Genomic DNA, 26786 nt, shown 5'->3' with positions numbered 1-26786 from the left:
AAGCGATTGCCGTGTAGACTCTCGTAAGACTTCAATTTTTTTGATCAACTACCTTCCGGTAAACCGAACGGCGATGATCTTCTGAAGACTCCAATGAGCGCCCACACAAATTATCTGATTAAATTCTTAAAGAGCGGTTACGCGTTGCTGCGTAACGAGGGCTGTATATTACAGATTAAAAATGATGATGCAACACCTAAAAACAAAAAAGCCATAAATAAATATGGCTTTTAAACAATTAGATAGAGAACAAAGTAAGAATAACCTTACTTAATCTCGAGCGCTTGCGCTTCAATGCGCGATTTCCACTCAGCAGGACCTGTTATATGCACAGAGGTTCCTTGTGTATCGACAGCCACTGTTACAGGCATATCAACCACATCAAACTCATAAATCGCTTCCATTCCAAGCTCTGGAAAGGCAATAACATCCGCTTTCTTAATCGCTTTAGACACTAAATACGCAGCACCGCCAACAGCCATCAAATAAACCGCACTGAATTCTTTAATAGCCTCTATAGCAATTGGACCACGCTCAGACTTACCTATCATGCCAAGCAAACCTGTTTTATCAAGAATAGTTCGAGTGAATTTATCCATGCGCGTTGCCGTGGTTGGTCCAGCAGGCCCAACAGCCTCATCTCTTACCGGATCAACAGGCCCAACGTAATAAATAAAGCGCCCTTTCAGATCAACTGGAAGCTCTTCACCATTGGCAATCATTTCGACCATTTTTTTATGAGCGGCATCACGACCCGTAAGCATTTTACCATTCAACAGAACCGTTTCACCTGGCTTCCAGTCTTTTACTTGCTCAGGTGTAATCTCATTTAGATTTACACGACGAACACTCTCGCCCACTTCCCAAGTAATCTTAGGCCAATCATCTAATGATGGCGGAACAAGATCTGCTGGACCTGAACCATCAAGCACAAAGTGCGCATGGCGTGTTGCCGCGCAATTAGGAATCATTGCAACAGGCAATGACGCGGCATGAGTTGGGTAATCCATGATTTTCACATCAAGAACGGTCGTCAAACCACCCAAACCTTGAGCACCAATACCTAGATTATTAACCTCATCAAAGATAGCCAGACGCAATTCTTCAACTCGAGTTTTTGCGCCGCGCGCTTTTAACTCATGAATATCAATCGGCTCCATCAATGATTCTTTCGCCATAACCATGGCTTTTTCAGCCGTACCACCAATACCTATACCCAGCATGCCTGGCGGACACCAACCAGCACCCATTGTCGGTACTGTTTTTTTCACCCATTCAACAATGTCATCCGATGGATTAAGCATTGCCAATTTGGATTTGTTCTCTGAACCACCACCTTTTGCTGCAACATGTATTTCAACGGTATCACCAGGAACCACTTCCATATGGATAACAGCAGGCGTGTTGTCCTTGGTATTCTTTCGAGCACCAGCAGGGTCGGCTAAAATAGAGGCACGAAGTATGTTGTCAGGAAGAGTGTAAGCACGTCGAACACCCTCATTGATCATATCTGCAACGCTTTTCGTGGTCTCCCACTGCACATTCATACCAATTTTGATAAAAACAGTCACAATACCAGTATCTTGGCAAATTGGACGCTTACCTTCTGCACACATTCTTGAGTTAATCAGAATTTGTGCCATGGCATCCTTGGCCGCTTTACTCTCTTCCCTTTCATAAGCGTCATGTACCGCTTTTACGAAATCTAATGGATGGTAATAAGAAATAAATTGAAGCGCATCTGCAACGCTGTCAACTAGATCACTTTCCTTGATAATGCTCATGCATCTCTCCTGCTGAGGATTACGATTAAATCGAAAAGGAAATGGTAAAAGATGCGCAGGCGCAAAGAAAGGGCTAGAGCCTATTTTGGAAAGATATATAGCCCATTCACAAAATAAATAATTAAATACACACTGCAACCTCCCAAGATTAACCACCAAGAGAGACGACTAGCATGCTAAGGGGTCATTTTTTGATCGGATGAAACACTTGAAGCTCGCAACGAATATTGGATATATTCTTCTAAAATCTGCGCGGTAAACGCCTCTCTATCCGGTAACGAGACAATACGTTCCGCCTCCCAGTTAATGAGACTGATAAACACAGAGTATTTTTTAATATAACTATAACCTATCTGCTTTACACCAATGTCATGAGCAGCCATCAACCGCTGCACCTGCTCCAAATACTTTTGCGTTTCAAATTGGCCACCACTGTTGGCCGCCGTAAGCAAACATTGAATATGCTGCAATGGTGTATTTGACGAAGCAGATGAACGAGTTTTAGTACTGTCATCAAGAAACTTTGCTAACATTTCTTCGGTATAACGCTCTCGCTGATCAGTATCGGAAATCAACGCGCTTTCACGCTCCAGTAGACGAATAAACAAACTTTTATTTTGTATGTCTGAAAATTCTAAATCCTTTAGTGACAGTCCATTTTGCGACATGATTTCAACCACTTTCTCGAAAGAAGAAGATGAATCAACCGAATTCGCAATAGACAAAGCCAGATGTCGACGTAAATTATGCATAATCTGCGCGGTACGATAGTCTTCTTTACGTTGCTCATGACGACTCAGGGATGCTTTATGATCATTCAAACTCTGAACATAGTTTTCATACACAGACAGCGCCTCTTGCTCCTCACGAAGACATTGCAAACGCTGATGATATTGATCTTTTTCCCACCTCTCATAGGCAACCGCACGCGCCTGAAAGGCTTTTTCAATCGCTTCTTCAAAGCTCAACTCTATTTTCGCCCTTTGACTACGCTCTTGAAGCTCATGCCGTTCTTGTTGATGCCGATTGTCTTTTTTACGCTGCAGCGACAGTTCAGACCGCTCTAGCTGTTGCTTTACCAACGCCATCTTAGCCTGAACATTAGCCTCATCGAAATCTGTCAGCGTTTTATGCACTTGCTGCCAATAGGCATCATCGGAAAAATCCATCACTGGATCAAAACTTGCCACATAGGGCTTTTCTGCTTCCGAAAAAGCGTCTATTTCTGGACGAAAAGCCTCGGCAGCATCAATAACATTGCCGAAACTTCCCGACACCATCTGATCATTTCGTCTACCTGTGCTAGGCACATCATCCATGACATCATTCATTTTGTTTTTCCTGGGCATTACACTACCTTCAACCGCTTCGGTCGACTCCTGCTCAGCAACAGTAATGCTTTCTTTTTCAAGATCGCGATTTTTTTCACTAAACCGACGTAAATACACCGAATCCGTAGACACCGACTTGACGCTTGTTTCTTTGTGAAAACGAGGCGCAGCACTATTCCAACTGACTTTATAAAGCAGTGCGCGATCGTATAACTGCACAACAGGCAACTCTCGCTCCACTATATTATATTGACGAATCAATGCCTCAGCGTGTCGCAATGCAACAACAGACTCAGTTGTATTGGTGGAAGCAGCCAAATTTAATAGCTTAACAATTTTGCCAATGGCTTTTTTTCTTCTACGCACGCTCATAAAAAATACTTATCCTTGTTTTGCCCACCCTACTAAGAAGGCGGGCACAGCATGAACTAGATGTTAATAGTAAAGCTCTGCATTATCATCAGGCAAGGTCAAATCATCACTCAATAACGATCGGATTTTCTGCAACACATCCACCAGCGCCTGTTGACTGTAAGGCAGCGCCGGCACTTTACCCCATACCGGCTCAGGCCAACAAACATCCGATTCAAAACGCACCACATGGTGAACATGAAGCTGCGTCACCTTATTACCAATTGCAGCAATATTTAACTTATCAGCAGAGAAGGCATCATGCAGAGCTTCTGCTAACAAGCAACTCTCAGACATTAATAACTGACGGTCACTTTCAACCAACTGATGAATCTCAGTCACTCCACTCCTTCGTGGCACCAATATCAGCCACGGAAATTGAGAATCATTTATCAATCTCAACTGTGACAAAGGAAAATTGCCGACCAAAATAGAGTCTCGCTCTAATATTGAATTTAACTCAAACATCTTTCTCTAATCCTATTTACAATAAGCTCTTTCAGAAGCACTATAGCACCCTTATATTTAAAATCACCCAGAGACTCGGAGTCAGCATGACTGAGATGCAATGTGTCTTGGACGCACAAGCTAAATTAGCAGAATGCCCACGATGGGATGAACAAACCCAAACCCTCTATTTTGTTGATATTGACGCTTTTAAACTGCATGCTTTTAGCATTGACTCTTATAGCATAGAGACACGCCAGTTTGACGAAGAAATCGGCTGCTTTTCCCTCGACAATAATGGCGGATTTATTGCCGCCTTTCGATCAGGTGTTTATCGGTTCACGGATTTCAATGCACCACTGACACCTTATTGGAAAGCAACGTACGACCAAAAAACCACTCGCTTCAATGACGGACGCTGCGATCTAAAAGGTCGTTTTTTAGCTGGCACCATGTACAGCCCTAAAGATGCCTTTAAAGGCGCGCTTTATCAGTTTGAAAACGGTGAAGCATCGGTATTAGATCAAGCCGCTTGGACATCCAATGGGTTAGCTTTCTCACCCGACGGCAAAATAATGTACTATTCCGACACACCAAACCACATCGTTTATCAATTTGACTATGATGTGCAAACAGGCAGCGCTACCAACAAACGCACCTTTATTGAATTCCCAAGAGGCAATGGCCGACCTGATGGCGCCGCAGTCGATAGCGAAGGCAATTATTGGAGTGCTTTGTACCAAGGCCAACGAGTGGTTAAAATTAGCCCTCAAGGTGAAATTTTAGCCGAATATCCGGTCCCTGCGACCTACCCCACCATGGTGGCTTTTGGCGGCCCCGACATGAAAACATTATTTGTCAGCACCTGCCGAATAGCACAAACAGAAGAAGAGCTTGAAACATTCCCTCAAGCTGGCGGCATTTTCGCCCTTGAAACCGACACTAAAGGTCTTATTGAACCTCGTTTTGCCGGCTAAAGCACTGACTTCTACATTTTAACTTTTAGACATAGACACTATTATCATGCGCGCAAGCAATTATTTGTTCTCCACACTACGTGATGCACCAACTGACGCCGTCGTAACCAGCCATCAATTGATGGTTCGTGCCGGCATGATTCGCCAAATATCCAAAGGCCTATACACTTGGCTACCAACGGGCGTTAAAGTCTTTCGCAAAGTCGAAAGCATCGTTCGAGATGAAATGGAAAAAGCAGGCGCCCTCGAAGTTATCATGCCAGGCGTTCAACCTGCAGAACTGTGGCAAGAATCAGGTCGCTGGCAGAAATACGGTCCTGAACTACTTCGCTTAGTAGACCGTCATGGTCGCGACTATTGCTTAGGCCCAACTCACGAAGAAGTGATCACAGATTTAGCCCGTAACGAACTAACCAGTTACAAACAACTACCAGCAACTTTCTTTCAAATTCAAACAAAATTTCGCGATGAAGTTCGCCCTCGCTTTGGCGTTATGCGCTCTCGTGAATTTTGCATGAAAGACGCTTACTCTTTTCACACGAGCCCTGAATCACTTCAAGAAACCTATGATGTCATGCATCAAGCTTACTGTAATGTATTTGATCGCATCGGCTTAGATTACCGCCCAGTACTGGCCGATACCGGCAGCATTGGCGGCGCTTACTCCCATGAATTTCATGTATTAGCGGATTCAGGCGAAGACGACATTGCGTTTAGTGACGCGTCTGACTTTGCTGCCAACGTGGAGTTGGCCGAGGCCATCACCCTAAAAGACAAAGCTGATCCAGCAACACAAGATACTGCTGAAGTATTTACACCAGATTGCAAAACGATTCAGAAAGTAGCTGAATTCTTAGCACTGGATGTCACCAAGACAGTAAAAACCATGCTAGTAAAAGGCACGGACACTAACGAAAACAGCACGATCGTCGCACTGGTTTTACGTGGTGATCACAGCATTAATGAATTGAAAGTCGAAAAAATTGACGGCATCGTCTCGCCTTTTGAATTTGCCAGCGAAGACGACATTCTAACAAGCATTGGTTGTGCGCCAGGCTCCATTGGCCCACAAGGACTTAAAGAGAAAGGCATTCGCGTAATCGTAGATCGCTCAGCGGCGGTTATGTCTGACTTCTGTGCCGGTGCTAACAAAGACGATTACCATGTAACTGGTTTAAACTGGGAAAGAGATTGCCCAAATACTGAAGTAGCGGATTTACGCAATGTCGTAGAAGGCGACCCATCTCCAGATGGCAAAGGCACCATCGTCATTAAACGCGGCATCGAAGTCGGTCACATATTCCAGCTAGGTCAACAATACGCTGAAGCATTAAACGCCTCCGTTCTCAATGAAAACGGCAAGGCTCAAATCATGCACATGGGCTGTTATGGCATCGGCGTTTCGCGCATTGTTGCCGCGGCCATTGAGCAAAATTTTGATGATAAAGGCATTTTATGGCCAGAAAGCATCGCCCCTTTTGATGTGGCGATTGTGGCGATGAATTACGACAAATCAGAAGCGGTTCGAAACGAGTGTGATCGTCTCTACAGCGAACTAAAAGCCAAAGGCTTAGACGTTTTATTAGACGACCGAAAAGAACGCCCAGGCGTTAAATTTGCAGACTGTGAATTGCTCGGCATCCCACATCGCTTAGTAGTTGGCGATAAAGGGTTGGCAAACAACACATTAGAATACAAAAACCGTACTCAAGGCGAAAACCAAGATATAGCAACAGAACAAGCCGTTGAATTTATTCTTAGCCTGAAATAGCACCATCATGAGTCACTCAGCCTCTCGTTGAGTGACTCACTCCCCTCTTTAGGCTTACTAAGAGAAAGGAACTCACATGACAACGATTTACCACAACCCACGCTGCTCAAAATCTCGTCAAACACTCGCTCTATTAGAAGAAAATGGCATCCAAGCTGATGTCCGTTTGTATCTAAAAGAAGCGCCCAGCGTCGAAGAAATAACCACATTACTAAAACAGCTCGCCATCACGCCGATTGAGCTCATGCGTACCAAAGAAACCATTTACAAAGAGCTGGGGCTAAACTCAGAAAGCAGTGACGAAGAGCGCATTCAAGCCATGCATTCTCATCCAAGCCTTATTGAGCGACCTATCGTCATTCACAATGACCATGCAAAATTAGGACGCCCACCCGAGCAAGTTCTGGAACTGTTTAAATGAGCGATCCTTACGTTCTCATCTTATTTTATAGTCGCCATGGCTCCATCGCTGAAATGGCTAAATACCTCGCTCGTGGCGTTAACAGCACTGCCGGCATAGAAGCTAAAGTCCGGCAAGTGCCAGCGGTGTCAGAAACCTGTGAAGCCACCAGTCAGGCAATTCCTAGCGAAGGCGCGCCTTATGCCACTCTAGACGAACTGGCTAATTGTGCTGCCTTGGCACTTGGCTCACCTTCTTACTTTGGATCAATGGCTGCCCCACTTAAACATTTTATCGATCAGACCTCGACAATTTGGATGACCGGCGGACTCATCGACAAACCCGCCTGCGCTTTCACTAGCGCCAGTTCAATGCATGGCGGACAGGAACAATGCCTGCAGTCGATGATGATTCCCTTGTTACACCACGGTATGATTTGGGCTGGATTACCCTATAAAAATAAGGCGCTGATCAATACCACCACTGGTGGCACACCTTATGGCGCCAGTCACTTAGCCACAGCAACCAGCGAAAACAATTTAAGCAAAGATGAAATATCTCTTTGTGAAGCACAAGGCAAACGGATTGCAGAGCTGGCTCTAAAACTGGCTAAATAAACAAAAACACCAACGCGCCAAATAAAATAATAGCCATAAAAAAAGGCCATGCATCTCGCTGAATGCATGGCCTTTCGCTTATCATATCCTGTCTATCGAATGAACAAATAACGCAATTAAAAACGCGGCAATTCAATATCCTGAAAAAGCAAATCAACCTCTTGGCGGTTGGACGCTTCCATCGCAGCAATAACTCGATCTTTCGTCAAATGCGGCGCAAAAGACTCAATGAACCGATACATATAACCACGAATAAACGTATTATTACGAATGCCAATTTTGGTGCAGCTGTCTTCAAATAAATGCGAAGCATCCAACGCAACTAAATCTGAATCTTGCTGCTCATCGTATGCCATAGAAGCAACAATCCCGACACCTAAACCCAAACGAACATAGGTTTTGATAACATCAGAATCCGCCGCTGTGAAAACCACATTAGGCTCAAGCTCGGCCTTTTGAAACGCATGATCTAGTTGAGATCGACCTGTAAAGCCAAAAACATAAGTCACTATAGGATATTTAGCCAGCGCCTCTAATGTTAATACTCCAACTTGAGCCAAAGGGTGATCTTTCGGCACAACAACACATCGATTCCAAGTATAACAAGGCAGCATTATCAAATTACCAAACTGCTCTAAAGCTTCTGTCGCTATGGCAAAATCCACCACTCCGTCATTGGCCATTTCAGCAATTTGCATCGGCGTTCCTTGATGCATATGCAAGGCCACCGCTGGATAACGCTCTATGTACTCATGAATAACATTCGGCAACGCATAGCGCGCTTGAGTATGCGTAGTGGCAATATCTAGAGAACCTTTACGCTCATCACTAAATTCGCTAGCCACTCGCTTAATATTCTGAGTCTGATTAAGAATTTCACCGGCCAACGCAATAATCTTCTCACCGGCAGGCGTTACATGCGTTAAATGCTTGCCACTACGAGCAAACACTTCAACGCCCAATTCATCTTCCAAAAGACGAATCTGCTTGCTAACACCTGGTTGAGATGTATAGAGACTCTGTGCAGTAGCCGACACATTTAAGTCATGGCGCGCTACTTCCCAAATATACCTAAGCTGCTGTAACTTCATCGAGCGCCTTATTCCAAAAAGAGTTAAAAACAGAAGAAAACATTACTTTATAGAATAGAGAAAAACCTCTAATGTTGCTAGCTTAAATCAGCGAAAGAAAGAATACGATGGATTTTATTTGGTATATTTTTGCCGGCGCCGCTGTTGGGCTGGCCGTCGGCATCACGGGTGTTGGTGGTGGCTCTTTAATGACCCCGCTATTACTGCTATTTGGCTTTCCACCTCATATTGCCATTGGCACCGACCTTATGTATGCAGGAATCGCGAAGAGCACGGGCGTATATTTGCACGCAAAACGCGGCAATGTTAATTGGAAAATAGTTGGTGCCATGACAGCAGGCAGCCTTCCTGCCTCTTTTATTACCGTATTAGCCTTGTCTCAATTCGAAAAACCAGATTATTACCAACAAATATTAACGGGCACCCTAGGCGTAATGCTACTAACAACCGCGTTAGTCATCATTTTTCGAGAAAAACTACTATCTCGTTTTGACTTCCAAATGCCAGAGGCACGCAGTCTAAGAGTCATTTTCTTTTGCGGCATAATTCTTGGCATCTTAGTCACTCTAACATCAGTAGGCGCTGGCGCACTGGGAACCGCCATTATGATGGTATTATTCCCTGTAATGCGCGCCAAAAACATTGTTGGCACTGATCTCGCTCACGCCGTCCCTTTAACGCTTGTGGCTGGTTTAGGGCATGTTTTTCTTGGTAACGTGGATTACACCTTATTAGCCGGTTTATTAATTGGCTCTATACCAGCCATTTACCTAGGCACTCAAATCTCTACCTATGTCCCAAACAAGGTTTTGCAACCCATATTGGCAAGCGCTTTAATGGTCTTTGGCTTGAAATATCTATTCTTCTAAAAAAACGCCATAAAACCCAGCACTGACGGTTCATTAACGAGTGAAAACAAGATACTGTAAGGGCTATAACTATTATGCAGTAAACAGGAAACCCCGTAATGAGCAATACACGCCTTGAGGATTTAAACATAGCCTCCTTTACCTCTTTGGTAACCCCTACAAAATTAAAACAAACCTTGCCTGTCAGCGAAGATGTAAGTCACCGCATCACCACCGCTCGTGACACCATTAAAAACATTATGGACGGTAAAGACCATCGCCTAGCGATTGTGATTGGACCTTGCTCTATTCACGATACAGAAGCGGCCTTGGATTATGCTCATCGCCTGAAAGAACTTGCAGAAAAAGTAAGCGATTCTCTTTATATTATTATGCGCGCTTATTTTGAAAAGCCTCGTACTACCGTAGGCTGGAAAGGGCTGATCAACGATCCAAACCTTGATGGCACCTTCGATATCGATAAAGGCCTACACATTGGCCGCAAACTGCTAATTGATCTTGCTGAAATAGGCCTACCTCTTGCTACAGAAGCACTAGACCCTATCTCTCCACAGTATATCCAAGATCTAATCAGCTGGTCGGCAATTGGCGCTCGCACCACAGAATCCCAAACACACCGTGAAATGGCCTCTGGTCTTTCTGGGCCAGTAGGCTTTAAAAACGGCACAGATGGCTCATTGTCTGTTGCGGTTAATGCCATGCAATCAGTTTCTCACCCGCACTCATTCCTAGGCATTAACGAAGAAGGCCAAGTCGCCATTGTTAACACCAAAGGTAATGAGTACGGTCACGTCGTACTTCGTGGTGGCAACGGCCTACCAAACTACGACGCAGCAAACGTCGCAAAAGCTGAAGCCGCGCTGACATCCGCCAAGCTAAAGCACAATATCATGATCGATAGCTCTCACGAGAATTCAAACAAAAAACCAGAACGCCAAGTAACCGTTGTAGAAGATGCGACTCAGCAAATTCTTGATGGCAACCAGTCTATTATGGGGTTGATGATCGAAAGCAACATTGGCTGGGGCAATCAAAAAGTACCTGCTGACAAAAACGACCTCCAATACGGCGTGTCAATTACCGACGCCTGCATCGATTGGGAAGCTACAGAAAAAACTTTGCTGACCATGGCTGAACAACTGAAAGACGTTTTACCAAAACGCGAACGCAGCTAAATTTAAAGCACAAAAAAAAGGGTGCCGATCAATCGATCAGCACCCTTTATTAGTATTTTCTAACGCTACATAAACGCGTTATCAGTTACTGTATGGTCTGTTGAATCTTTCACAGCCGTTAACCCTGGCACTTTTTCAATCAGCGTTTTCTCAACACCTTCTTTAAGCGTTAGGTCAACCGCACTACAACCTTGGCAACCACCACCAAATTGCAAGACAGCCACTTGACCATCAATCACTTCCACTAAACTGACCTCACCACCGTGAGATGCCAATCCTGGGTTAATATCAGAATAAAGCACATAATTGATTTGGTCTTCAATAGGGCTATCCACACCAACTTTCGGCATTTTCGCATTGGGCGCTTTGATTGTTAGCTGGCCGCCCATTTTTTCCGTGGCATAATCGACAAAAGCTTCATCCAAAAAGTTTATTGAGTTCTTCTCAATATACACTTTCAGCTTAGGAAGATTTAGAATCTCATCCGTTTCGTTTACTTCATCAGGACGGCAATATGCCAAACACGTTTCCGCATAAGGGGTGCCAGGCTGCTGGATAAATATACGCACAGCAATACCTTCAACACCTTGTTTTTCAAGTAAAGAAGATAGGTACTCTTGAGCGCCATCAGTAATAGTAATATTCATAATAACCCTTCTTAAATCGGTAACACTGTCAATACAAGCATATTACAGCAGATGCACTTTAAAGCCAAAGACCTAGTAAAAAAGTAAGGTATTTTTCATTATTCGTACAATGTTCGATATTCAATAAGACTTATAAGAAAAACCGCTATAGATATAGGTAAATATTCATTTTTAGAATAAGGGAATTTTGATAGAGTTACATAACTAAAATTTTATTAACGATGGTTTATTACTTTATGTATCAATACGACGCAATTGACCAACAGCTTGTTGATGAGCGTGTAGCACAGTTTCGTGATCAAACACGCCGCTACCTTAATGACGAACTGAGTGAGCAAGAGTTTTTGCCGCTACGATTACAAAATGGGCTTTACATACAGCGTTATGCACCAATGCTTCGTATTGCCATCCCATACGGTATGCTTTCAAGTGAGCAGCTACGTAAGCTAGCTGATATTAGCCGTCGCTATGACCGCTCTTACGGACACTTCAGTACCCGCCAAAACTTACAATTAAACTGGCCAAAACTAGAAGATGTCCCTGACATTCTACAAGAACTAACACAAGTTCAAATGCACGCGGTACAAACTAGCGGCAACTGTATTCGTAACACTACGACCGACCAATATGCGGGCGTTATAGCTGACGAAATAGTCGACCCTCGCCCCTATTGTGAACTTATTCGCCAATGGTCTACTTTTCACCCTGAGTTTGCTTTCTTACCACGCAAATTCAAAATTGCGGTTAATGCGACTGAATCTTCAGATCGCGCGGCCATACAAGTCCATGATATTGGTCTGCAAATTAAGAAAAACGACGCCGGTGAAATCGGTTTTAAAGTCATCGTCGGTGGTGGACTTGGTCGCACCCCTATGGTGGGCGTTACCATCAGTGAATTTATTCCACGCGCTGACTTGCTGACTTACCTTGATGCCATTATTCGCGTCTATAATCAGCAAGGTCGTCGCGACAATAAATACAAAGCGCGCATTAAGATTCTAGTGAAAGCACTTGGTATTGAAGAGTTTCGCAACCGAGTTGAGGCGGAATGGGTTCATTTACGCGGCAAAGAAAGCACTATTCCAATGAGTGAGTTTGATCGCCTATCCAGCTTCTTTTCTGAGCCAGCATACGAATCACTAACGAACAACCCGGCAGAACTAACGAGCAAACTAGCCAACAGCGCTGGCTTTTCACGCTGGCATGAGCGCAATACATTCGAACACAAAAAACCAGGCTACCGCATCGTAACACTTACCCTTAAAAAACCAGGGCAAGCACCAGGCGATGCGACCTCAGATCAAATGGAAAAAGCCGCAGACTTGGCTGATCAGTTCAGTTTCGGTGAGCTCCGTGTGAGCCACGAACAAAACTTAGTTCTTGCTGATGTTCGTCAAGATCAGCTTGTTGCTGTATGGGAAGCCGCCAAAGAAGCTGGCTTTGCTACACCAACTCTTGGCTTACTAACGGATATGATTTGCTGCCCAGGTGGCGACTTCTGCGCACTGGCAAACGCAAAATCCATCCCTATTGCCGACCAAATCCAGCAAACATTCGACAACCTTGATTACCTTTATGATCTAGGTAATATCGATTTGAATATTTCTGGCTGCATGAATGCCTGTGGTCATCACCATGTCGGTAATATTGGTATTCTTGGCGTCGATAAGAAAGGCCAAGAGTTTTATCAAATATCCATTGGTGGCGCTTCAGGCAACGATGCCAGCATCGGCAAAATCCTCGGCCCATCTTTCGCGCAAGAAGATATAACCAGAGTCATTCAAACGCTAATGGATGTCTATGTGAACAACCGTACGGATGAAGAGCGCTTTATCGACACTTACCGCCGCGTTGGCATCACACCATTTAAAGAGGCCGCTTATGCCAAAGCTAATTAAGAACGGAGACATTGCCGACAACCTGTACACTTGGCAGCAAGACAGCGAAGCCGCTGCGTCTGACACAGCAATCGTACCCATGTCAAAATGGCTAGCTGAAAAAGAAAGTATTGGCCCAGTCGCCGGAATATGGATTGATGCAGGTGAAGGCACTGAAGCACTGACTGACGTCGATCTAAATCAATTTGCTGTAATTGGTATTCATTTTCCAGCGTTTGTTGATGGTCGTGGTTTCTCTTACGCACGTTTACTACGTGAACGCCTAGGCTATAAAGGTGAAATTCGCGCCTTAGGAAACTTTATTCCTGATCAACTTGGCTACTTACTAAGAGTTGGCTTTAACAGCTTCCAATTCAATGAAGATGTGAATTTAGAAAAAGCATTGGTACTGCATAAATCTTTCTCCACCGCATACCAAGGCGATGTCATCGAGCCAAGACCGATGTTTCTACGTCGCTAAAGACTAAATCTATCGTCAGCATTCCGACAAAAGGCCCTTTTAAGGGCCTTTTCCTATTGCGTATTGTAGCCACCCTGATTATCGTATGACTTGGAAAGTGATTGATTTTTAAAGGACCTTATCGTGTCGAAAAAAAACATAACCTGTCTTCTTGCAGGACTACTACTGTCAAGCGTTGCTCAAGCGACGACCGCCTACGTATCAGATATTCAATTTGTTGCGATTAGAGAAGGTCAGAATAACAATACACGCGCCGTTGAACGTGGCATCAAAAGTGGCACTCCTCTTGAAGTGCTTGAACAAGAAAATGGGTACACTAAGGTTAAAACACCAAGTGGCAACGAAGGCTGGATTGCTGACTACTTTCTAAGTGACGACGCAGTCACAAGAGATCAAGTTATTAGCTTACAAACTAAGCTAACCGCGCTATCTGACAGTAAACAAAAGATTAACGCTGAATTACAAAACAGCAAACAAGACATAGACAACTTAAAGGCCAAAGTTACGACATTGGAGAATGACAAAAACCTACTCATTAAGCAGCTTCAGCAGAATGAAACGCTTACCGAAAAGGCCAAATCTATCGTATCTCAAAATGCTGACGTTACTTATCAGGTAACCTCTTTAAAAGAACAGCTGGCCATCGCTAAAGCGGAAGCCAATAAACAAGAAGATACCACTCAGCAAAAATGGTTTGCCATTGGCGCCGGCACACTACTAGGCGGCTTAATAATTGGCATTTTCATTCCTTTGTCACGCAAAAGAAAAAGCAACACTGGCTCATGGAGCTAATAGGTAAATAGCATGGATGCATCTATCGTACATTCCTTTTTCTTGATTTTCGGTGGTGCGGCGATCGTTGCATCGATCGCCTTATACACTAAGCAACCGATGATAATTGCCTATATTGCATTGGGCGCCTTGCTTGGACCTTATGGGCTGTCACTCATCAATGAGCCAAAACTCATGGATGAAATGAGCCATGTAGGCATCATTTTTCTGCTTTTTTTGCTTGGCTTAGATATGCAGCCCAGCCACTTAATCAACATGCTTAAAAAAGCATCTTGGATTGCCCTGCTAAGTTCTGCTGCGTTTGCCCTGCTTGGCTATTTAGTGGCTATTTTATTTGGCTACACCGAGCTAGAAAGCCTTATTATTGGTGTGGCGATGATGTTCTCCAGCACCATTGTCTGCATTAAACTGTTACCAACTACAGTACTGCACCACAAGCACACAGGGGAACTTGTGGTTGGGTTATTGTTATTGCAAGATATTATTGCCATTGGCGTACTTCTTGTACTCTACAGCGTCTCAGGAGATACCCATGATGGCGTAATGCAATACCTCAAACCGCTTATCGCTCTACCTCTTCTCATTGGTGCGGCTTTTTTGTTCGTCAAATATATATTACTCAAGCTGATCACTCGCTTTGATCGGTTCCACGAATACATTTTTTTAGTCTCTATCGGTTGGTGCTTATCGATGGCGGTGCTCGCAGAATACGCAGGTCTATCCTCTGAAATGGGGGCTTTTATTGCTGGCGTAGCACTCGCAACCAGCCCAATATCACAATACATAGCCACTCACTTAAGACCATTAAGAGACTTTTTCTTAATACTTTTTTTCTTTACCATCGGCGCCAGCTTCAATTTAGGGTTACTTAGTGCCGTCATTGTGCCCGCTCTTATTTTGGCCATTGGCTCTATGCTAATCAAACCCGTAGTGTTTCGATTTTTATTAAAAGGCATTAAAGAAGATGCAAGTACGTCTTGGGAAGTTGGCTTTCGCTTAGGCCAAGTCAGTGAGTTTTCCTTATTAATCGCCTATCTTGCCGCCAATATTGGAATTATTGGTACAGAAGCGTCAAATGTCATTCAAGCAACAGCGATCCTAAGCTTCGCATTATCTACTTATGTTGTTATTTTGAACTTCCCAAATCCGATCGCAATATCAGATAGATTGCGCAGAGACTAGGTTTAACGGTTTTCTTTGTTATAATCTATTTCTAGAAAACAGGGGTTTCTAAAATGCTTTTCAAAGCCCCCTTTCTTTAAGTACGTAAAATATAATAGAATACCGCGAAATACCTGACTACAAACAAAGAAAAGTCTTGTATACTAACGCGCAAATTTCGTCCCTAACTTATTTAGAGTAATCTAATGGCTGACTTATCAAAATACAGAAACATCGGTATTTTTGCTCACGTTGACGCGGGTAAAACTACTACTACAGAACGTATTCTTAAACTTACCGGTATGATCCACAAAATCGGTGAAGTACATGAAGGTGAATCTACAACTGACTTCATGGAACAAGAAGCAGAACGCGGAATAACCATCCAGTCTGCAGCGGTAAGTTGTTTCTGGAAAGATCACCGTTTTAACGTTATCGACACACCTGGACACGTTGACTTCACAGTAGAAGTTTACCGTTCTTTGAAAGTCCTTGACGGTGGTATTGGTGTATTCTGTGGTTCTGGTGGTGTTGAACCTCAATCAGAAACTAACTGGCGCTATGCTAACGAATCTGAAGTAGCACGTATCATTTTCGTAAACAAACTTGACCGTCTTGGCGCAAGCTTCTACCGCGTAACAGAGCAAGTTCAAAAAGTACTTGGCGCTCACCCGCTAATCATGGTTCTACCTATCGGTACTGAAGATGAATTCGTCGGTGTTGTTGACCTATTAAGCCGCAAAGCTTACATATGGGATGAAACTGGTCAGCCAGAAAACTACAGCGTTGAAGACGTTCCTGCTGACATGGAAGAAATCGTTGAAGAATATCGCGAGAAACTACTAGAAACAGCGGTAGAACAAGACGACGATATCATGATGGCGTACATGGACGGTGAAGAACCTTCTATTGAAGACATTAAACGTTGTATCCGTAAAGGTACTCGTGACCTTGCGTTCTTCCCTACTTACTGTGGTTCTGCCTTCAAAAACAAAGGTATGCAACTTCTTCTTGATGCTGTTATCGACTACCTACCAAGCCCAACAGATGTTATTCCACAAGATCTTACGGACGAAGAAGGTAATCCAAACGGCGAAAAAGCGATTGTTGATGCTAACGAACCGTTTAAAGCACTTGCATTCAAAATCATGGATGACCGTTTTGGCGCGCTAACATTCGTACGCGTTTATTCTGGTACGCTAAACAAAGGCGATACGATTCTAAACAGCTTCACAGGCAAAACAGAACGTGTAGGCCGCATGGTTGAAATGCAAGCAGACGACCGTAAAGAAATCAGTTCAGCGCAAGCTGGTGATATCATGGCGATCGTAGGCATGAAAAACGTACAAACTGGTCACACTCTTTGTGATCCTAAGCACCCTTGTACGCTTGAAGCAATGGTTTTCCCTGAGCCAGTAATCTCTATCTCTGTTACACCGAAAGACAAAGGCGGTAACGAGAAAATGGGCGTTGCGATCGGTAAAATGGTTGCAGAAGATCCAACATTCCGCGTTGAAACTGATATCGATTCAGGTGAAACAATCCTTCGCGGTATGGGTGAGCTTCACCTAGACATCAAAGTTGATATCTTGAAGCGTACCTACGGTGTAGACCTTATTGTTGGTCAACCACAGGTTGCTTACCGTGAAACAATCACGAAAGAAATCGAAGATACTTACACGCACAAGAAACAATCTGGTGGTTCTGGTCAATTCGGTAAAATCGATTACCGCATCAAACCAGGTGAGCCAGGCTCTGGCTTTGTATTCTCTTCTTCTGTTGTGGGTGGTAACGTACCAAAAGAGTTCTTCCCTGCTGTAGAGAAAGGCTTTAAGTCTATGATGAACGAAGGTGTTCTAGCTGGCTTCCCAGTACTAGACGTTGAAGTTCAATTGTACGACGGTGGCTTCCACGCAGTTGACTCCTCTGCTATAGCCTTTGAAATCGCTGCTAAAGGCGCTTTCCGTCAGTCTATCCCTAAAGCTGGCCCTCAGTTGATCGAACCAATCATGAAAGTGGATGTGTTTACTCCTGATGATCACGTTGGTGATGTAATCGGTGACCTTAACCGTCGCCGCGGCATGATCAAAGACCAAGAGAAAGGTTTGACTGGTGTTCGCATCAAAGCAGACGTTCCTCTTTCTGAAATGTTTGGTTACATCAGTACTCTACGTACAATGACATCTGGTCGTGGTCAGTTCTCTATGGAGTTCTCTCACTACCTACCATGTCCTTCTAACGTTGCTGAAACAGTTATCGCAGCTGTTAAAGACAAGAAAGAACAAGAGAAAAAAGACAAGTAATATCACTTTATTACCGTCTTAAAAAAACCCGATGCAGTTTCTGCATCGGGTTTTTTATTACGCCAAATAAAAGACATAACTCTTCCCACTCTTTTTTTGACACAAAAAAATCGCCCTATAGGCGACTTTTTAAACAACAAACATTCATATCAAAAACATTAAAATGGCACTGGGTATTCTTTGAATACAGTCATGATATCAGCAAGAACCTCATCAGAAAGCGCCAAATCAAAAGCAGACATATCTTCTTTAAGCTGCGCCAAGGACGTTGCGCCAATAATAGTTGATGTCACACCATCCACCTGATTACACCAAGCTAATGCCAGCTGAGCAGGTGATAAGTTGTGTTTTTTAGCTACTTCTAAATAACCTAATACCGCTTTTTCAGACAACGCTGTATCTCTAAATAAGCCATTACGTTGCGCATAAGCCCAACGACTCCCTTCAGGACGTGCGCCACCAACATATTTACCCGTTAAAGCGCCTGCGGCCAATGCTGACCAAGGCAGATAAGCAACACCTTCATGCACACAGTTTTCTATCAAATAAGGCCAATCTTTCGCATGCAAAAGACTGAACTCATTTTGGATAGACGCAACACGGGGTAAGTCATATTTATCACTCAAACGAATGTATTCGTTTATTCCCCAAGTTGTATCATCAGATAAACCAAAATGACGAATCTTGCCCGCCTTAACACTAGCATCAATCCCTCGCAGGATATCCAACATTTGCGCCGAGTGCTCATCTCTGTCGATATCACTAAACGTGACTTGCCCAGGAAAATGTTTAGAGAAATGAGGATGAGGACGATTCGGCCAATGCAACTGATACAAATCAATATAGTCCGTTTGCAAGCGCGCGAGCGAAGCATCAACCGCAGCAATAACCGCAGCACCGGTAATTGGACCGCCATCACGGATATAATCAAGCCCAACACCCGCTATCTTAGTCGCCAAAACAAACTCTTCACGACGGGATGGATTACGGGACAGCCAATTACCTATGATTGTTTCTGTTTTACCATAAGATTCAGGCGTTGGTGGTACAGAATACATTTCAGCGGTATCGATGAAATTAACCCCATTCGCCAAAGCATATTCAATCTGAACATCCGCATCCGCTTGGTTATTTTGAGTTCCCCATGTCATGGTTCCTAAACAAACCCTTGATACATTCAGACCGGTTCGACCAAGTGGTACATACTTCATTATTTATTCCTTTAAGATTCAATACAGCGCAAACAAAAGCACCGCGAAAAATAGTGATTATTAATGTAATAAAAAAAGAACTATCAGGCTAGTTTTATCAATGAAAACAATAAGGATGCATAAAAACAAACATAGCCAAGAGGGATTCAGCTAGCAGAAAGAGGAAGGTAACCCCAACAAGGCATCAGCACTCGCACTGCATACCCTGTCAAGACAGTACCGACAACCTAATTATCAGGCAGTGTGACGTTTACCTCAAGAATGGAACAGTCTTCGATGTTTTCAAGTTGAATTTGAACATCTTCACTGCCCACTTTCACATACTTTCTAATCACATCAATGATTTCTTGCTGCATTTGAGGCAAGTAGTCTGGTTGCTTGCGCTTACTGCGTTCGTGCGCAACAATAATTTGTAAGCGATCCTTTGCAACCGACGCGGAACTTGGCTCACTTTTGCTCTTAAAATAATCAAAAATCCCCACACTAACCTCCTAACAGTCGTTTAAAAAATCCCTTTTTCTGGACATCCAGAAAACGCAAAGGTCGCTCTTCACCCATCAATCGATCCACCGCATCCATATAGGCTAGGCCTGCGGCTGACTCTGTATCCAAAATAACTGGCGTACCTTGGTTTGACGCTTTAAGAACCGCTTCAGATTCAGGAATAACACCCAACAATGGGATCGCCAAAATATCTTCAACATCAGACACGCTCAGCATTTCGCCCAAAGCGACACGCTCAGGATGATAGCGCGTTAGCAGCAAGTGCTCTTCGATTGGCTCTTTGCCTTCTTCTGCACGGCGCGATTTACTTTGTAAAATCCCCAAAATACGATCCGAGTCACGAACCGAAGACACTTCAGGGTTGGTTACAACAATCGCCGCATCAGCAAAATACAACGCCATTTGCGCGCCTTTCTCAATACCCGCTGGCGAATCACAGATAATATAATCAAAGTCTTTAGCAAGTTCTTCCAAGACACCTTGAACACCCTCTTGTGTGAGAGCATCTTTATCTCTTGTTTGCGAGGCAGGAAGAATAAATAAATCTTTTGTTCGTTTGTCTTTAATCAATGCCTGAGTCAGAGTCGCTTCTTTATTAATCACATTAACAAAGTCATAAACAACACGACGCTCACAACCCATAATTAAATCTAGATTACGCAAACCCACATCAAAATCGATAATTACTGTTTTAAATCCTTTTAACGCAATCCCCGTTCCTATTGCTGCACTGGATGTCGTCTTACCAACACCACCCTTGCCTGAGGTGACCACTATGATCTTTGCCAATGCTGTATCCCCCGATGGCCTCTTCAAGAAGCCGATCCATAAATATAACTAATAAAATTTAAACGTCTAAAGCGGTATGATTTCTAAACTATCGTCAACCAATAACACTTGTGCCGCTTCTTTCCAAATAATTTTTTGCAATGCATCAGTCAGCATAAAATTACCAGCAATAGAAACCAGTTCTGCTTCCATGCTTTTACAAAAGATTCGAGCTTCTACATCGCCCTTAACACCTGCTAACGCTCGCCCACGAAGTGCACCATAAACGTGTATATTACCGTCTGCTAATACCTCAGCACCGGCACTCACCTGGGTTAAAATAATCAGATCGCCTTCAGCGTATACCTGCTGCCCTGAGCGAATAGGTTTAGTAATTACCTTGGTTGACTGAGGCACTAAGCGCTCTTCAACTACCGTCTTCACTACCACGTCAGGACTTACCGAGGTAGTAACTGGCTCAGGAACATTAATAGATCGCGTTTTACTCGCTGGTAACAATGGAGTTACCACGTCAGCATACCAAGTTGGCTTATCGTCTTGATTACAACGCCAGCCTATAACACAAAGTCCCAAATGATTAAGCGAGTTAACTAATGACTCAAACGAGGCAAGAGGAACGTCTTCTTTTATCTTTGATAGATCAACAATAATAGGTGCTTGATTAAAAAAGTGCGGCACTTGATCAATTTTCTCTTTTAACTGAGAAAGAATGCTTTCAAGAGAAAGCGTTTGAATTTCAAGTAATACCGTCGTTACTACACTTCCTTTTAACTGGAAGCCTAAGTCTGTCATGCAAACTATCCTTTTGTTGTACCCTAGACCCTCAATTGGTAATGGGCGTACCTTATTACTCTTAATAGAGCCTAAAAACACATATTCTATCAAGGTTGCTGATTAAAGAAAGGCATGTAACCAAAGTCTTTACATCAAATTTGAACTTTAATTGATACATTCATATAGTGCCCTATAAATCTCACCGTGTACAATAACAACCAGTTTAATAACCTCATGATTAATATAATGTTTTACGGTTTATTTACAAGGTTGTTCCCCTATTTCTGGGGAAAACTTTATCCCCTCAGAAATATCTACTTTCTAGCGCTCTAACTTTTCACAGCAAAGTCAGGCGAAAGCCGGCTAACACCCAGCCCGCCTTGCTTTGTTAATCGAATTTGTACCGGTATACGCTCTTTTAAAGCCTGTATATGACTGATAATACCAATGGTTTTGCCAGAGGATTGTAAATTGTCCAATGCATCTAAAGCGGACTCTAAAGTGTCGTTGTCTAAGGTGCCAAAGCCTTCGTCTAAAAACAGCGAATCAATGCTAGTTTTATGAGATACCAAATCCGATAGCGCCAGCGCCAGCGCCAAACTCACCAAGAAAGATTCACCACCAGACAAGGTTTTGGTATCTCGCGAGGCATTCGCTTGCCATGTATCCACAACCGATAATGCCAAGGCTTCATCGGACTTACGCTCTAACTGATAACGTTTATGGAGAATAGACAAATGTTGATTCGACAAATACACCAAATGATCCAAGGTTAAGCCTTGAGCGAAACGACGGAATTTCGCTCCATCTGCAGAACCAATTAAATGATTCAAACGATCCAAATGAATTAAATTGTCCCGTAGCGCTTCTAATTCTTTTACGGAAGACTCTGCTTGCGCACGACGCCGATGCTCTTCTTTAATTTTTTGAGCCACTTCGCCTCGCTTTCGATTCAATATAGCGTGCTCGCTTTCAAGCTGCTCAACCTGTGCTAACAAGGCCTCAAGAGAAATATCATCGCTCACATTCAGACCCGCCTCTTGCTTCTCAACATGCTCATCATAGGCGGTTTTCGCTTGCTTCAATAAAGCGGATTGCCGAGTATTGGCGTCTTTCAATTCAACCAAGGTATGCTGCAACTGAGCGACATCAGCATCAGGCAAGCACGCGGCTTTCCACACCTCTTCTATTTGAGAACCTTCTACGTCAAAGCCTTTTTCATTTAAGGTGTTCAACCAAATAGATTGCGCCTTATCGAATTCGTCTTTCAACGCGCTGATCACTTTCTCTGCCTCTTTTTGAGAAGTTGTGGTCGCTGTTAATGCCGTTTGAGCCACCTCTCGTGCTTTTGATAAGGTCTCTAATTCAGCCCGAGCCGATTCCAATGATTGATGCGCTTGCGCCCTAAAGGCCGCTAAGGTTTGATCACCTAATACTTGCTTTAAGCTCTCTTCTATCTCACTCAGCGATACTTGCAGTGCATTAGATTGGCTTCGTGCGGCTTCCACCTCAACCAAGTTTTCTTTGACTCGCTCATCTAACGATGTGATTTCAAACGTTAAACGCTCAATTTGCTGGTGCTGTACATCGTAGTTTTTCTTCGCATCGCGCCAAGCCGTTAAGGACCCTTGCAACGCCTGCAAAGAGTCTGCTAAAGGTTCAACCAAATACATTTTTGGCACACCTGATGAGACCATCGAAGCCATTAAAGACGTTCGCATAGCATCCGTCTCTGCGATCAAATTCTTCTGCTCTGCCACCTTGGTATCAAGTCGCTCACGCAATAAGTGGCCTTCGGATTCTTTCTCTTGCAACTGCAATGACATTGCTTGGAGTTGTGCACTGGCATTATTGACTTCAACGTCCAACGCAAGGCGTTGCTGATGCTTTTCCACCAGCTGGGCATTCAACTCACTTACCTCACGCCACTCCTCTTGAACTTGATTAACCGCCGAGTTCATTTGCACAAGATCAAAATCGCTTAATGGCGTCATTTCAATAAGAAGATTTAATAACGCCAAAAGTTGCGACTCAGATTCCGTCAGCTCTTGCGCCAAAGAACCTCGCTGCGCTTGGCGGTTTTTCAATTCGTTCTCTACAATACCTTGCTCTGACTTTAACTCTTGACCGATTCGCACCAAGCTTTCTAACTCAGATTTTAATTGCTCCAATCGGGCTTGATTGTCAAAATTTACGTCTTGGTGCAAAGCATGTTCAAGGTCATGGTGACCCGAGCCACACAAAGGGCAATGATCATCGTCACCCAATGCTTCTCTCATCTCATTCAAGGCCACAATATGACGCTCTGCTTCTACTAAGCTTGCCAAATCTTTGTAATGTGCGTTTTTCTCAGGATAAGCCTGACGAGCCAAGGCTATTTCATTTTCTTTAGTTTCAAACTTATCTTTCAGTGAGATAATCGAAGCATCAAGCGGTGCTAATTGCGCCAGTTTATTACTATAACTTTCGTAACGACTCACAAGATCCGTAGATTTTTGCTGTTTATTTTCCAGCCTTCGGACATGCGTTTGCCAATCATCCCATTCGCGACCAGATGAGAGCGTCAGACAGTCCGCTGCAATGGACCTCGCCTGTTCGATAACGAAATCAAGATGATTTTTCTGTTGTGAAACCTGATTTTTATGGTTTTTAAAATTTGCCAATGCTCTGTCTAACTGCGCCTGCGCTGTCGTTATTTCAGGCGCCAAATTCATTAATCTTTGAGTTTGGTTTTGACATGTATTGTTCTGATGCAGCCAATTCGATACTTGCGCTTCAATAGATTCAGGAGCTTGCCATTCCGCTAAGCTTTGCTTGCTTGCCTCATACGCTTGTTGATTTTGCACCAAACTTGATGATTGAGAATCACGCTCTTGAAGTATCGCCTGATGCTTCTGCTCCGCCTTAATCTGTCGCTCTTTTACCGTGTTTAGCTGCTCGCTTACATTATCTCGACGAGACAGCAACGGCTGAATCGTCGTTGTTATCTCATTATTGAGCGCTTCCCAAGCGAGTGATTGCGCATCAAATAATTGCTTGGCATCACCAACCTTTTGCTCCAACACGTTAAATTGCGTGTCTTGCTCTGTTTGTCGTGCCGATATTTCAAGCCACTCGGCTTGCGCATTTTTCTCACGACCTTGTATGTCTGTTAAAGCATGATATTGGGGCTTTAAACGATTCGCCTCTTCCGCTTTTTCCAAAAGACTTTGTTGAGGCTTGAAAGCCTCTAATGCCAATAGTGCAGCCGTATTCTGTTGCTGACTTAATGCCAACCGTGTCGCCAATGCTGTTTCTGTTTGTCGCCAAAGTAAGGTTTTTTTCTGCTGCTTCAAGATTTGGATCAACTGAGATTCTTGACCATCAAACTCTTTTTCTTGATCAATAAAAGCATTCAACTCATCATCTGATAAAAGCTGACGTTGTGCGTTTACCGCTTCTAATTGAGTGATTTTCTGGCGTTCCGCTTTGTGCTTCTCAAATACCCACTGAGATACTTGCCCGTATATTTCAGTACCAGTTAACTCCTCGAGCAATTCCGCTCGATCATTTGCAGAGGCATTCAAAAATGCAGAAAAACCACCTTGTGCCAACAACATAGACTTAGTGAAACGCCCGAAGTCCAACCCCGTTAACTCAGCGATTTTAGTGATCTTCTCATTGATTTTAGTGGTTATAATAGTGCCATCGCGCTCACTTAATTCGCAATGTATCGGTTGAAGCTTGCCATCACTCACACCGCGCGCTCGTCGCTGGCTCCAAAACGCACGATAGCCTTTACCTTTTATTTCAAACTCAACTTCTGCCATACAATCTGAGGTATGACGTGTCATTAATTCATTCTGCGTCGGAGAGACTTTTAAACGTGGTGTTTCATGATACAAAGCCAAACAGATGGCATCCAGCAAGGTTGATTTACCCGCCCCAGTCGGACCGACAATGGCAAACACACCCGCATCATCAAATGGCGCCTTGGTAAAATCGATTTCCCACTCGCCTTTGAGCGAGTTCAAGTTTTTAAGTCGAAGCTTACAAATTTTCATGACGGCTCTCCTTCACCATTACGCTGATAGGCTTCCATGTCTTCCAAACAATGGTTAAATAAATCGGTCAAAATCTTAGCTTCTTCTGTTTCTATCTCATCATTCGACTGTAAGTTTTTTTCAAACACATCACTCACCGTCAATTCAGACAAGGTTTTGCGACTTTCAAATATCTCATTCTTTTTCTCAACGGCGCTTTTGCGCATCACACGAAGCAATTCAATGGGTGAATCCTTGATGGCATCTAGCAAACGCTTATGAATATCGCTTAAATATTCGTCCGCAATGACAGTCACTTCTAACCAAAGCGTTTTATCCGACAGAGGTAATTCAGATATTTTTGTTAACAACGCTTTCAAATTACCTTTTAAACTCAACATCGGCTGGAAGCTTGGTACTTTACGCAATTCGATTGCTTCAGCCTTTGTATCAAATAGATCGAGCTCAGGTCTTTGTTCTACTGATTCATTTTCCAATAATAAAAGAGTATCAATCACCACAACCGTTTTATCTCGACCGAGCTCATCAAAGCTCAGCGGAATGGGAGAACCACTATAGCGAAACTTACCATCTTTACTGATCGCTTGAGCACGATGAATATGCCCTAAAGCTAAATAATCAAAGCGAGGAAATACAGACGTAGGCAAGGCTTCTAGGGTGCCGACATACAAATCACGAACCGACTCGCTAACCTGTCCGCCCATGGCGGTTAAATGCCCAGTACCAATAATCGGTACCGGTGACATTAACGCTGCGTTTTTCGCTTTTGCCAACTCATACACCGACTGGTAGAAATTGCCAATCTGCGTCATTAACGCGAGCTTCTTATCTTGTTCAGATTGCCCTTGCGCACTTTGCATCACATCTCTAGGCCGTAAATACGGCACCGCGCACACCCAAGCACAGACTTCTTGTGTTGCGCTCAGCAAAGGAATGACATGAGATTCAAGATCATCAAGCTGCGCTTGCGCCAACACATGCGTGCCTAAATATGACAACAAACTTTTAGACTCGTTAAGCATGCTCACTGAGTCGTGATTCCCACCCACAATTACCAACTGACAATCTAGTGCTTTCAAATCTAACACCAATTGGTGGTACATCTCTCGAGCGTAACTGGGTGGCGCACCCGTATCAAAAATATCACCAGCAATGATGACAGCCCCAATCGATTCTTGTTTAATCAAAACCAACAACCAAGCAATAAAAGCCTCATGTTCGCCACGACGAGACTTGCCCATAAAATGTTGGCCAAGGTGCCAATCGGACGTATGTAGAATTTTCATGTACAACCTATTTCAATAAATCCAGAAAAACATAATTTCAAACAG

22 protein-coding genes are annotated in these 26786 nt (G+C 43.6%); 11 read left to right on the top strand and 11 right to left on the bottom strand.

Features of this window, described 5'->3' with window-relative positions; translation table 11 throughout:
* Window positions 1–266: 266 nt before the first annotated feature.
* The 3 genes from E0D70_RS10610 to E0D70_RS10600 all read right to left on the bottom strand — a co-directional run bounded on the left by E0D70_RS10610 (window position 267) and on the right by E0D70_RS10600 (window position 3994).
* The gene (locus E0D70_RS10610; RefSeq protein ID WP_133012255.1) at window positions 267–1784 is read right to left on the bottom strand and encodes a fumarate hydratase; all 1518 of its coding nucleotides are present in this window, start codon (window positions 1782–1784) and stop codon (window positions 267–269) included.
* 176 nt (window positions 1785–1960) lie between these two features.
* Complete coding sequence (locus E0D70_RS10605) at window positions 1961–3487, bottom strand: DUF2786 domain-containing protein (RefSeq protein WP_133012254.1); 1527 nt, start codon at window positions 3485–3487, stop codon at window positions 1961–1963.
* Window positions 3488–3550: 63 nt separating this feature from the next.
* Complete coding sequence (locus tag E0D70_RS10600; protein WP_133012253.1) at window positions 3551–3994, bottom strand: HIT domain-containing protein; 444 nt, start codon at window positions 3992–3994, stop codon at window positions 3551–3553.
* 86 nt (window positions 3995–4080) lie between these two features.
* On the opposite strand from E0D70_RS10600, the gene E0D70_RS10595 reads away from it, so the two are divergent.
* The 4 genes from E0D70_RS10595 to wrbA all read left to right on the top strand — a co-directional run bounded on the left by E0D70_RS10595 (window position 4081) and on the right by wrbA (window position 7738).
* Window positions 4081–4950, top strand: coding sequence for an SMP-30/gluconolactonase/LRE family protein (locus tag E0D70_RS10595; RefSeq protein WP_133012252.1), 870 nt, complete (start codon window positions 4081–4083; stop codon window positions 4948–4950).
* Window positions 4951–4996: 46 nt separating this feature from the next.
* The gene (locus E0D70_RS10590) at window positions 4997–6721 is read left to right on the top strand and encodes a proline--tRNA ligase (protein WP_133012251.1); all 1725 of its coding nucleotides are present in this window, start codon (window positions 4997–4999) and stop codon (window positions 6719–6721) included.
* 76 nt (window positions 6722–6797) lie between these two features.
* Entirely contained in the window at window positions 6798–7142 is a 345-nt protein-coding gene (gene arsC / locus E0D70_RS10585) for an arsenate reductase (glutaredoxin) (protein WP_133012250.1), read from the top strand.
* Window positions 7139–7738 (top strand): NAD(P)H:quinone oxidoreductase, encoded by a 600-nt coding sequence (gene wrbA / locus E0D70_RS10580; protein WP_133012249.1) that lies wholly within the window; start codon window positions 7139–7141, stop codon window positions 7736–7738. Before arsC ends, wrbA begins: the two co-directional genes overlap by 4 nt.
* A 116-nt stretch (window positions 7739–7854) precedes the next feature.
* On the opposite strand, the gene cysB is transcribed toward wrbA, so the two are convergent.
* Window positions 7855–8829 carry an HTH-type transcriptional regulator CysB gene (cysB, locus tag E0D70_RS10575; RefSeq protein ID WP_133012248.1) on the bottom strand — a complete coding sequence of 325 codons (975 nt, stop codon included), beginning with the start codon at window positions 8827–8829 and terminating at the stop codon, window positions 7855–7857.
* 107 nt (window positions 8830–8936) lie between these two features.
* Between cysB and E0D70_RS10570 the strand changes: the two genes are divergently transcribed.
* Both E0D70_RS10570 and E0D70_RS10565 read left to right on the top strand, forming a co-directional pair.
* Window positions 8937–9698 carry a sulfite exporter TauE/SafE family protein gene (locus tag E0D70_RS10570; protein WP_133012247.1) on the top strand — a complete coding sequence of 254 codons (762 nt, stop codon included), beginning with the start codon at window positions 8937–8939 and terminating at the stop codon, window positions 9696–9698.
* A 98-nt stretch (window positions 9699–9796) separates the two neighbouring features.
* Window positions 9797–10873 carry a 3-deoxy-7-phosphoheptulonate synthase gene (locus E0D70_RS10565; RefSeq protein WP_133012246.1) on the top strand — a complete coding sequence of 359 codons (1077 nt, stop codon included), beginning with the start codon at window positions 9797–9799 and terminating at the stop codon, window positions 10871–10873.
* A 65-nt stretch (window positions 10874–10938) separates the two neighbouring features.
* On the opposite strand, the gene nfuA is transcribed toward E0D70_RS10565, so the two are convergent.
* Complete coding sequence (gene nfuA, locus E0D70_RS10560) at window positions 10939–11520, bottom strand: Fe-S biogenesis protein NfuA (protein WP_133012245.1); 582 nt, start codon at window positions 11518–11520, stop codon at window positions 10939–10941.
* 236 nt (window positions 11521–11756) lie between these two features.
* Here nfuA and E0D70_RS10555 point away from each other — a divergent pair, with 236 nt between their 5' ends.
* From E0D70_RS10555 to fusA, 5 genes are all read left to right on the top strand, one after another.
* Complete coding sequence (locus tag E0D70_RS10555; RefSeq protein WP_133012244.1) at window positions 11757–13418, top strand: nitrite/sulfite reductase; 1662 nt, start codon at window positions 11757–11759, stop codon at window positions 13416–13418.
* A complete protein-coding gene (locus E0D70_RS10550) occupies window positions 13402–13878 on the top strand; it encodes a DUF934 domain-containing protein (protein WP_133012243.1) in 477 nt (158 codons plus the stop codon). The genes E0D70_RS10555 and E0D70_RS10550 overlap by 17 nt, the downstream gene beginning before the upstream one ends.
* Window positions 13879–14001: 123 nt before the next feature.
* Window positions 14002–14670, top strand: a complete 669-nt coding sequence (locus E0D70_RS10545) for a TIGR04211 family SH3 domain-containing protein (RefSeq protein ID WP_133012242.1) — start codon at window positions 14002–14004, stop codon at window positions 14668–14670.
* Window positions 14671–14682: 12 nt separating this feature from the next.
* Window positions 14683–15852, top strand: coding sequence for a cation:proton antiporter domain-containing protein (locus tag E0D70_RS10540; protein ID WP_133012241.1), 1170 nt, complete (start codon window positions 14683–14685; stop codon window positions 15850–15852).
* Between the two features lie 185 nt (window positions 15853–16037).
* Window positions 16038–18134, top strand: a complete 2097-nt coding sequence (fusA, locus tag E0D70_RS10535; RefSeq protein ID WP_133012240.1) for an elongation factor G — start codon at window positions 16038–16040, stop codon at window positions 18132–18134.
* Between the two features lie 158 nt (window positions 18135–18292).
* On the opposite strand, the gene E0D70_RS10530 is transcribed toward fusA, so the two are convergent.
* The 6 genes from E0D70_RS10530 to sbcD all read right to left on the bottom strand — a co-directional run bounded on the left by E0D70_RS10530 (window position 18293) and on the right by sbcD (window position 26741).
* Window positions 18293–19345, bottom strand: coding sequence for an aldo/keto reductase (locus tag E0D70_RS10530; RefSeq protein ID WP_133012239.1), 1053 nt, complete (start codon window positions 19343–19345; stop codon window positions 18293–18295).
* Between the two features lie 227 nt (window positions 19346–19572).
* The gene (gene minE / locus E0D70_RS10525) at window positions 19573–19827 is read right to left on the bottom strand and encodes a cell division topological specificity factor MinE (RefSeq protein ID WP_133012238.1); all 255 of its coding nucleotides are present in this window, start codon (window positions 19825–19827) and stop codon (window positions 19573–19575) included.
* Window position 19828: 1 nt separating this feature from the next.
* Complete coding sequence (gene minD / locus E0D70_RS10520) at window positions 19829–20638, bottom strand: septum site-determining protein MinD (RefSeq protein ID WP_133012237.1); 810 nt, start codon at window positions 20636–20638, stop codon at window positions 19829–19831.
* Window positions 20639–20704: 66 nt separating this feature from the next.
* A complete protein-coding gene (gene minC, locus E0D70_RS10515) occupies window positions 20705–21430 on the bottom strand; it encodes a septum site-determining protein MinC (protein WP_133012236.1) in 726 nt (241 codons plus the stop codon).
* Window positions 21431–21741: 311 nt separating this feature from the next.
* On the bottom strand, window positions 21742–25455 hold the full coding sequence (locus tag E0D70_RS10510) for an AAA family ATPase (RefSeq protein ID WP_133012235.1): 3714 nt from the start codon (window positions 25453–25455) through the stop codon (window positions 21742–21744).
* A complete protein-coding gene (sbcD, locus tag E0D70_RS10505; RefSeq protein WP_133012234.1) occupies window positions 25452–26741 on the bottom strand; it encodes an exonuclease subunit SbcD in 1290 nt (429 codons plus the stop codon). Before sbcD ends, E0D70_RS10510 begins: the two co-directional genes overlap by 4 nt.
* Between the last annotated feature and the right edge of the window lie 45 nt (window positions 26742–26786).

This window comes from Marinomonas flavescens (assembly GCF_004352835.1).
Classification (GTDB): Bacteria; Pseudomonadota; Gammaproteobacteria; order Pseudomonadales; family Marinomonadaceae; genus Marinomonas; species Marinomonas flavescens.
Note: the sequence above shows the minus strand (reverse complement) of the source record. Positions and strands in the feature narration are given on the sequence as shown.

What these genes read in the sequence shown, in the direction of transcription:
- E0D70_RS10610 (WP_133012255.1), bottom strand. Translation starts at nt 1,784, where the DNA reads ATGAGCATTATCAAGGAAAGTGATCTAGTTGACAGCGTTGCAGATGCG.
- E0D70_RS10605 (WP_133012254.1), bottom strand. Translation starts at nt 3,487, where the DNA reads ATGAGCGTGCGTAGAAGAAAAAAAGCCATTGGCAAAATTGTTAAGCTA.
- E0D70_RS10600 (WP_133012253.1), bottom strand. Translation starts at nt 3,994, where the DNA reads ATGTTTGAGTTAAATTCAATATTAGAGCGAGACTCTATTTTGGTCGGC.
- E0D70_RS10595 (WP_133012252.1), top strand. Translation starts at nt 4,081, where the DNA reads ATGACTGAGATGCAATGTGTCTTGGACGCACAAGCTAAATTAGCAGAA.
- E0D70_RS10590 (WP_133012251.1), top strand. Translation starts at nt 4,997, where the DNA reads ATGCGCGCAAGCAATTATTTGTTCTCCACACTACGTGATGCACCAACT.
- arsC (WP_133012250.1), top strand. Translation starts at nt 6,798, where the DNA reads ATGACAACGATTTACCACAACCCACGCTGCTCAAAATCTCGTCAAACA.
- wrbA (WP_133012249.1), top strand. Translation starts at nt 7,139, where the DNA reads ATGAGCGATCCTTACGTTCTCATCTTATTTTATAGTCGCCATGGCTCC.
- cysB (WP_133012248.1), bottom strand. Translation starts at nt 8,829, where the DNA reads ATGAAGTTACAGCAGCTTAGGTATATTTGGGAAGTAGCGCGCCATGAC.
- E0D70_RS10570 (WP_133012247.1), top strand. Translation starts at nt 8,937, where the DNA reads ATGGATTTTATTTGGTATATTTTTGCCGGCGCCGCTGTTGGGCTGGCC.
- E0D70_RS10565 (WP_133012246.1), top strand. Translation starts at nt 9,797, where the DNA reads ATGAGCAATACACGCCTTGAGGATTTAAACATAGCCTCCTTTACCTCT.
- nfuA (WP_133012245.1), bottom strand. Translation starts at nt 11,520, where the DNA reads ATGAATATTACTATTACTGATGGCGCTCAAGAGTACCTATCTTCTTTA.
- E0D70_RS10555 (WP_133012244.1), top strand. Translation starts at nt 11,757, where the DNA reads ATGTATCAATACGACGCAATTGACCAACAGCTTGTTGATGAGCGTGTA.
- E0D70_RS10550 (WP_133012243.1), top strand. Translation starts at nt 13,402, where the DNA reads ATGCCAAAGCTAATTAAGAACGGAGACATTGCCGACAACCTGTACACT.
- E0D70_RS10540 (WP_133012241.1), top strand. Translation starts at nt 14,683, where the DNA reads ATGGATGCATCTATCGTACATTCCTTTTTCTTGATTTTCGGTGGTGCG.
- fusA (WP_133012240.1), top strand. Translation starts at nt 16,038, where the DNA reads ATGGCTGACTTATCAAAATACAGAAACATCGGTATTTTTGCTCACGTT.
- E0D70_RS10530 (WP_133012239.1), bottom strand. Translation starts at nt 19,345, where the DNA reads ATGAAGTATGTACCACTTGGTCGAACCGGTCTGAATGTATCAAGGGTT.
- minC (WP_133012236.1), bottom strand. Translation starts at nt 21,430, where the DNA reads ATGACAGACTTAGGCTTCCAGTTAAAAGGAAGTGTAGTAACGACGGTA.
- E0D70_RS10510 (WP_133012235.1), bottom strand. Translation starts at nt 25,455, where the DNA reads ATGAAAATTTGTAAGCTTCGACTTAAAAACTTGAACTCGCTCAAAGGC.
- sbcD (WP_133012234.1), bottom strand. Translation starts at nt 26,741, where the DNA reads ATGAAAATTCTACATACGTCCGATTGGCACCTTGGCCAACATTTTATG.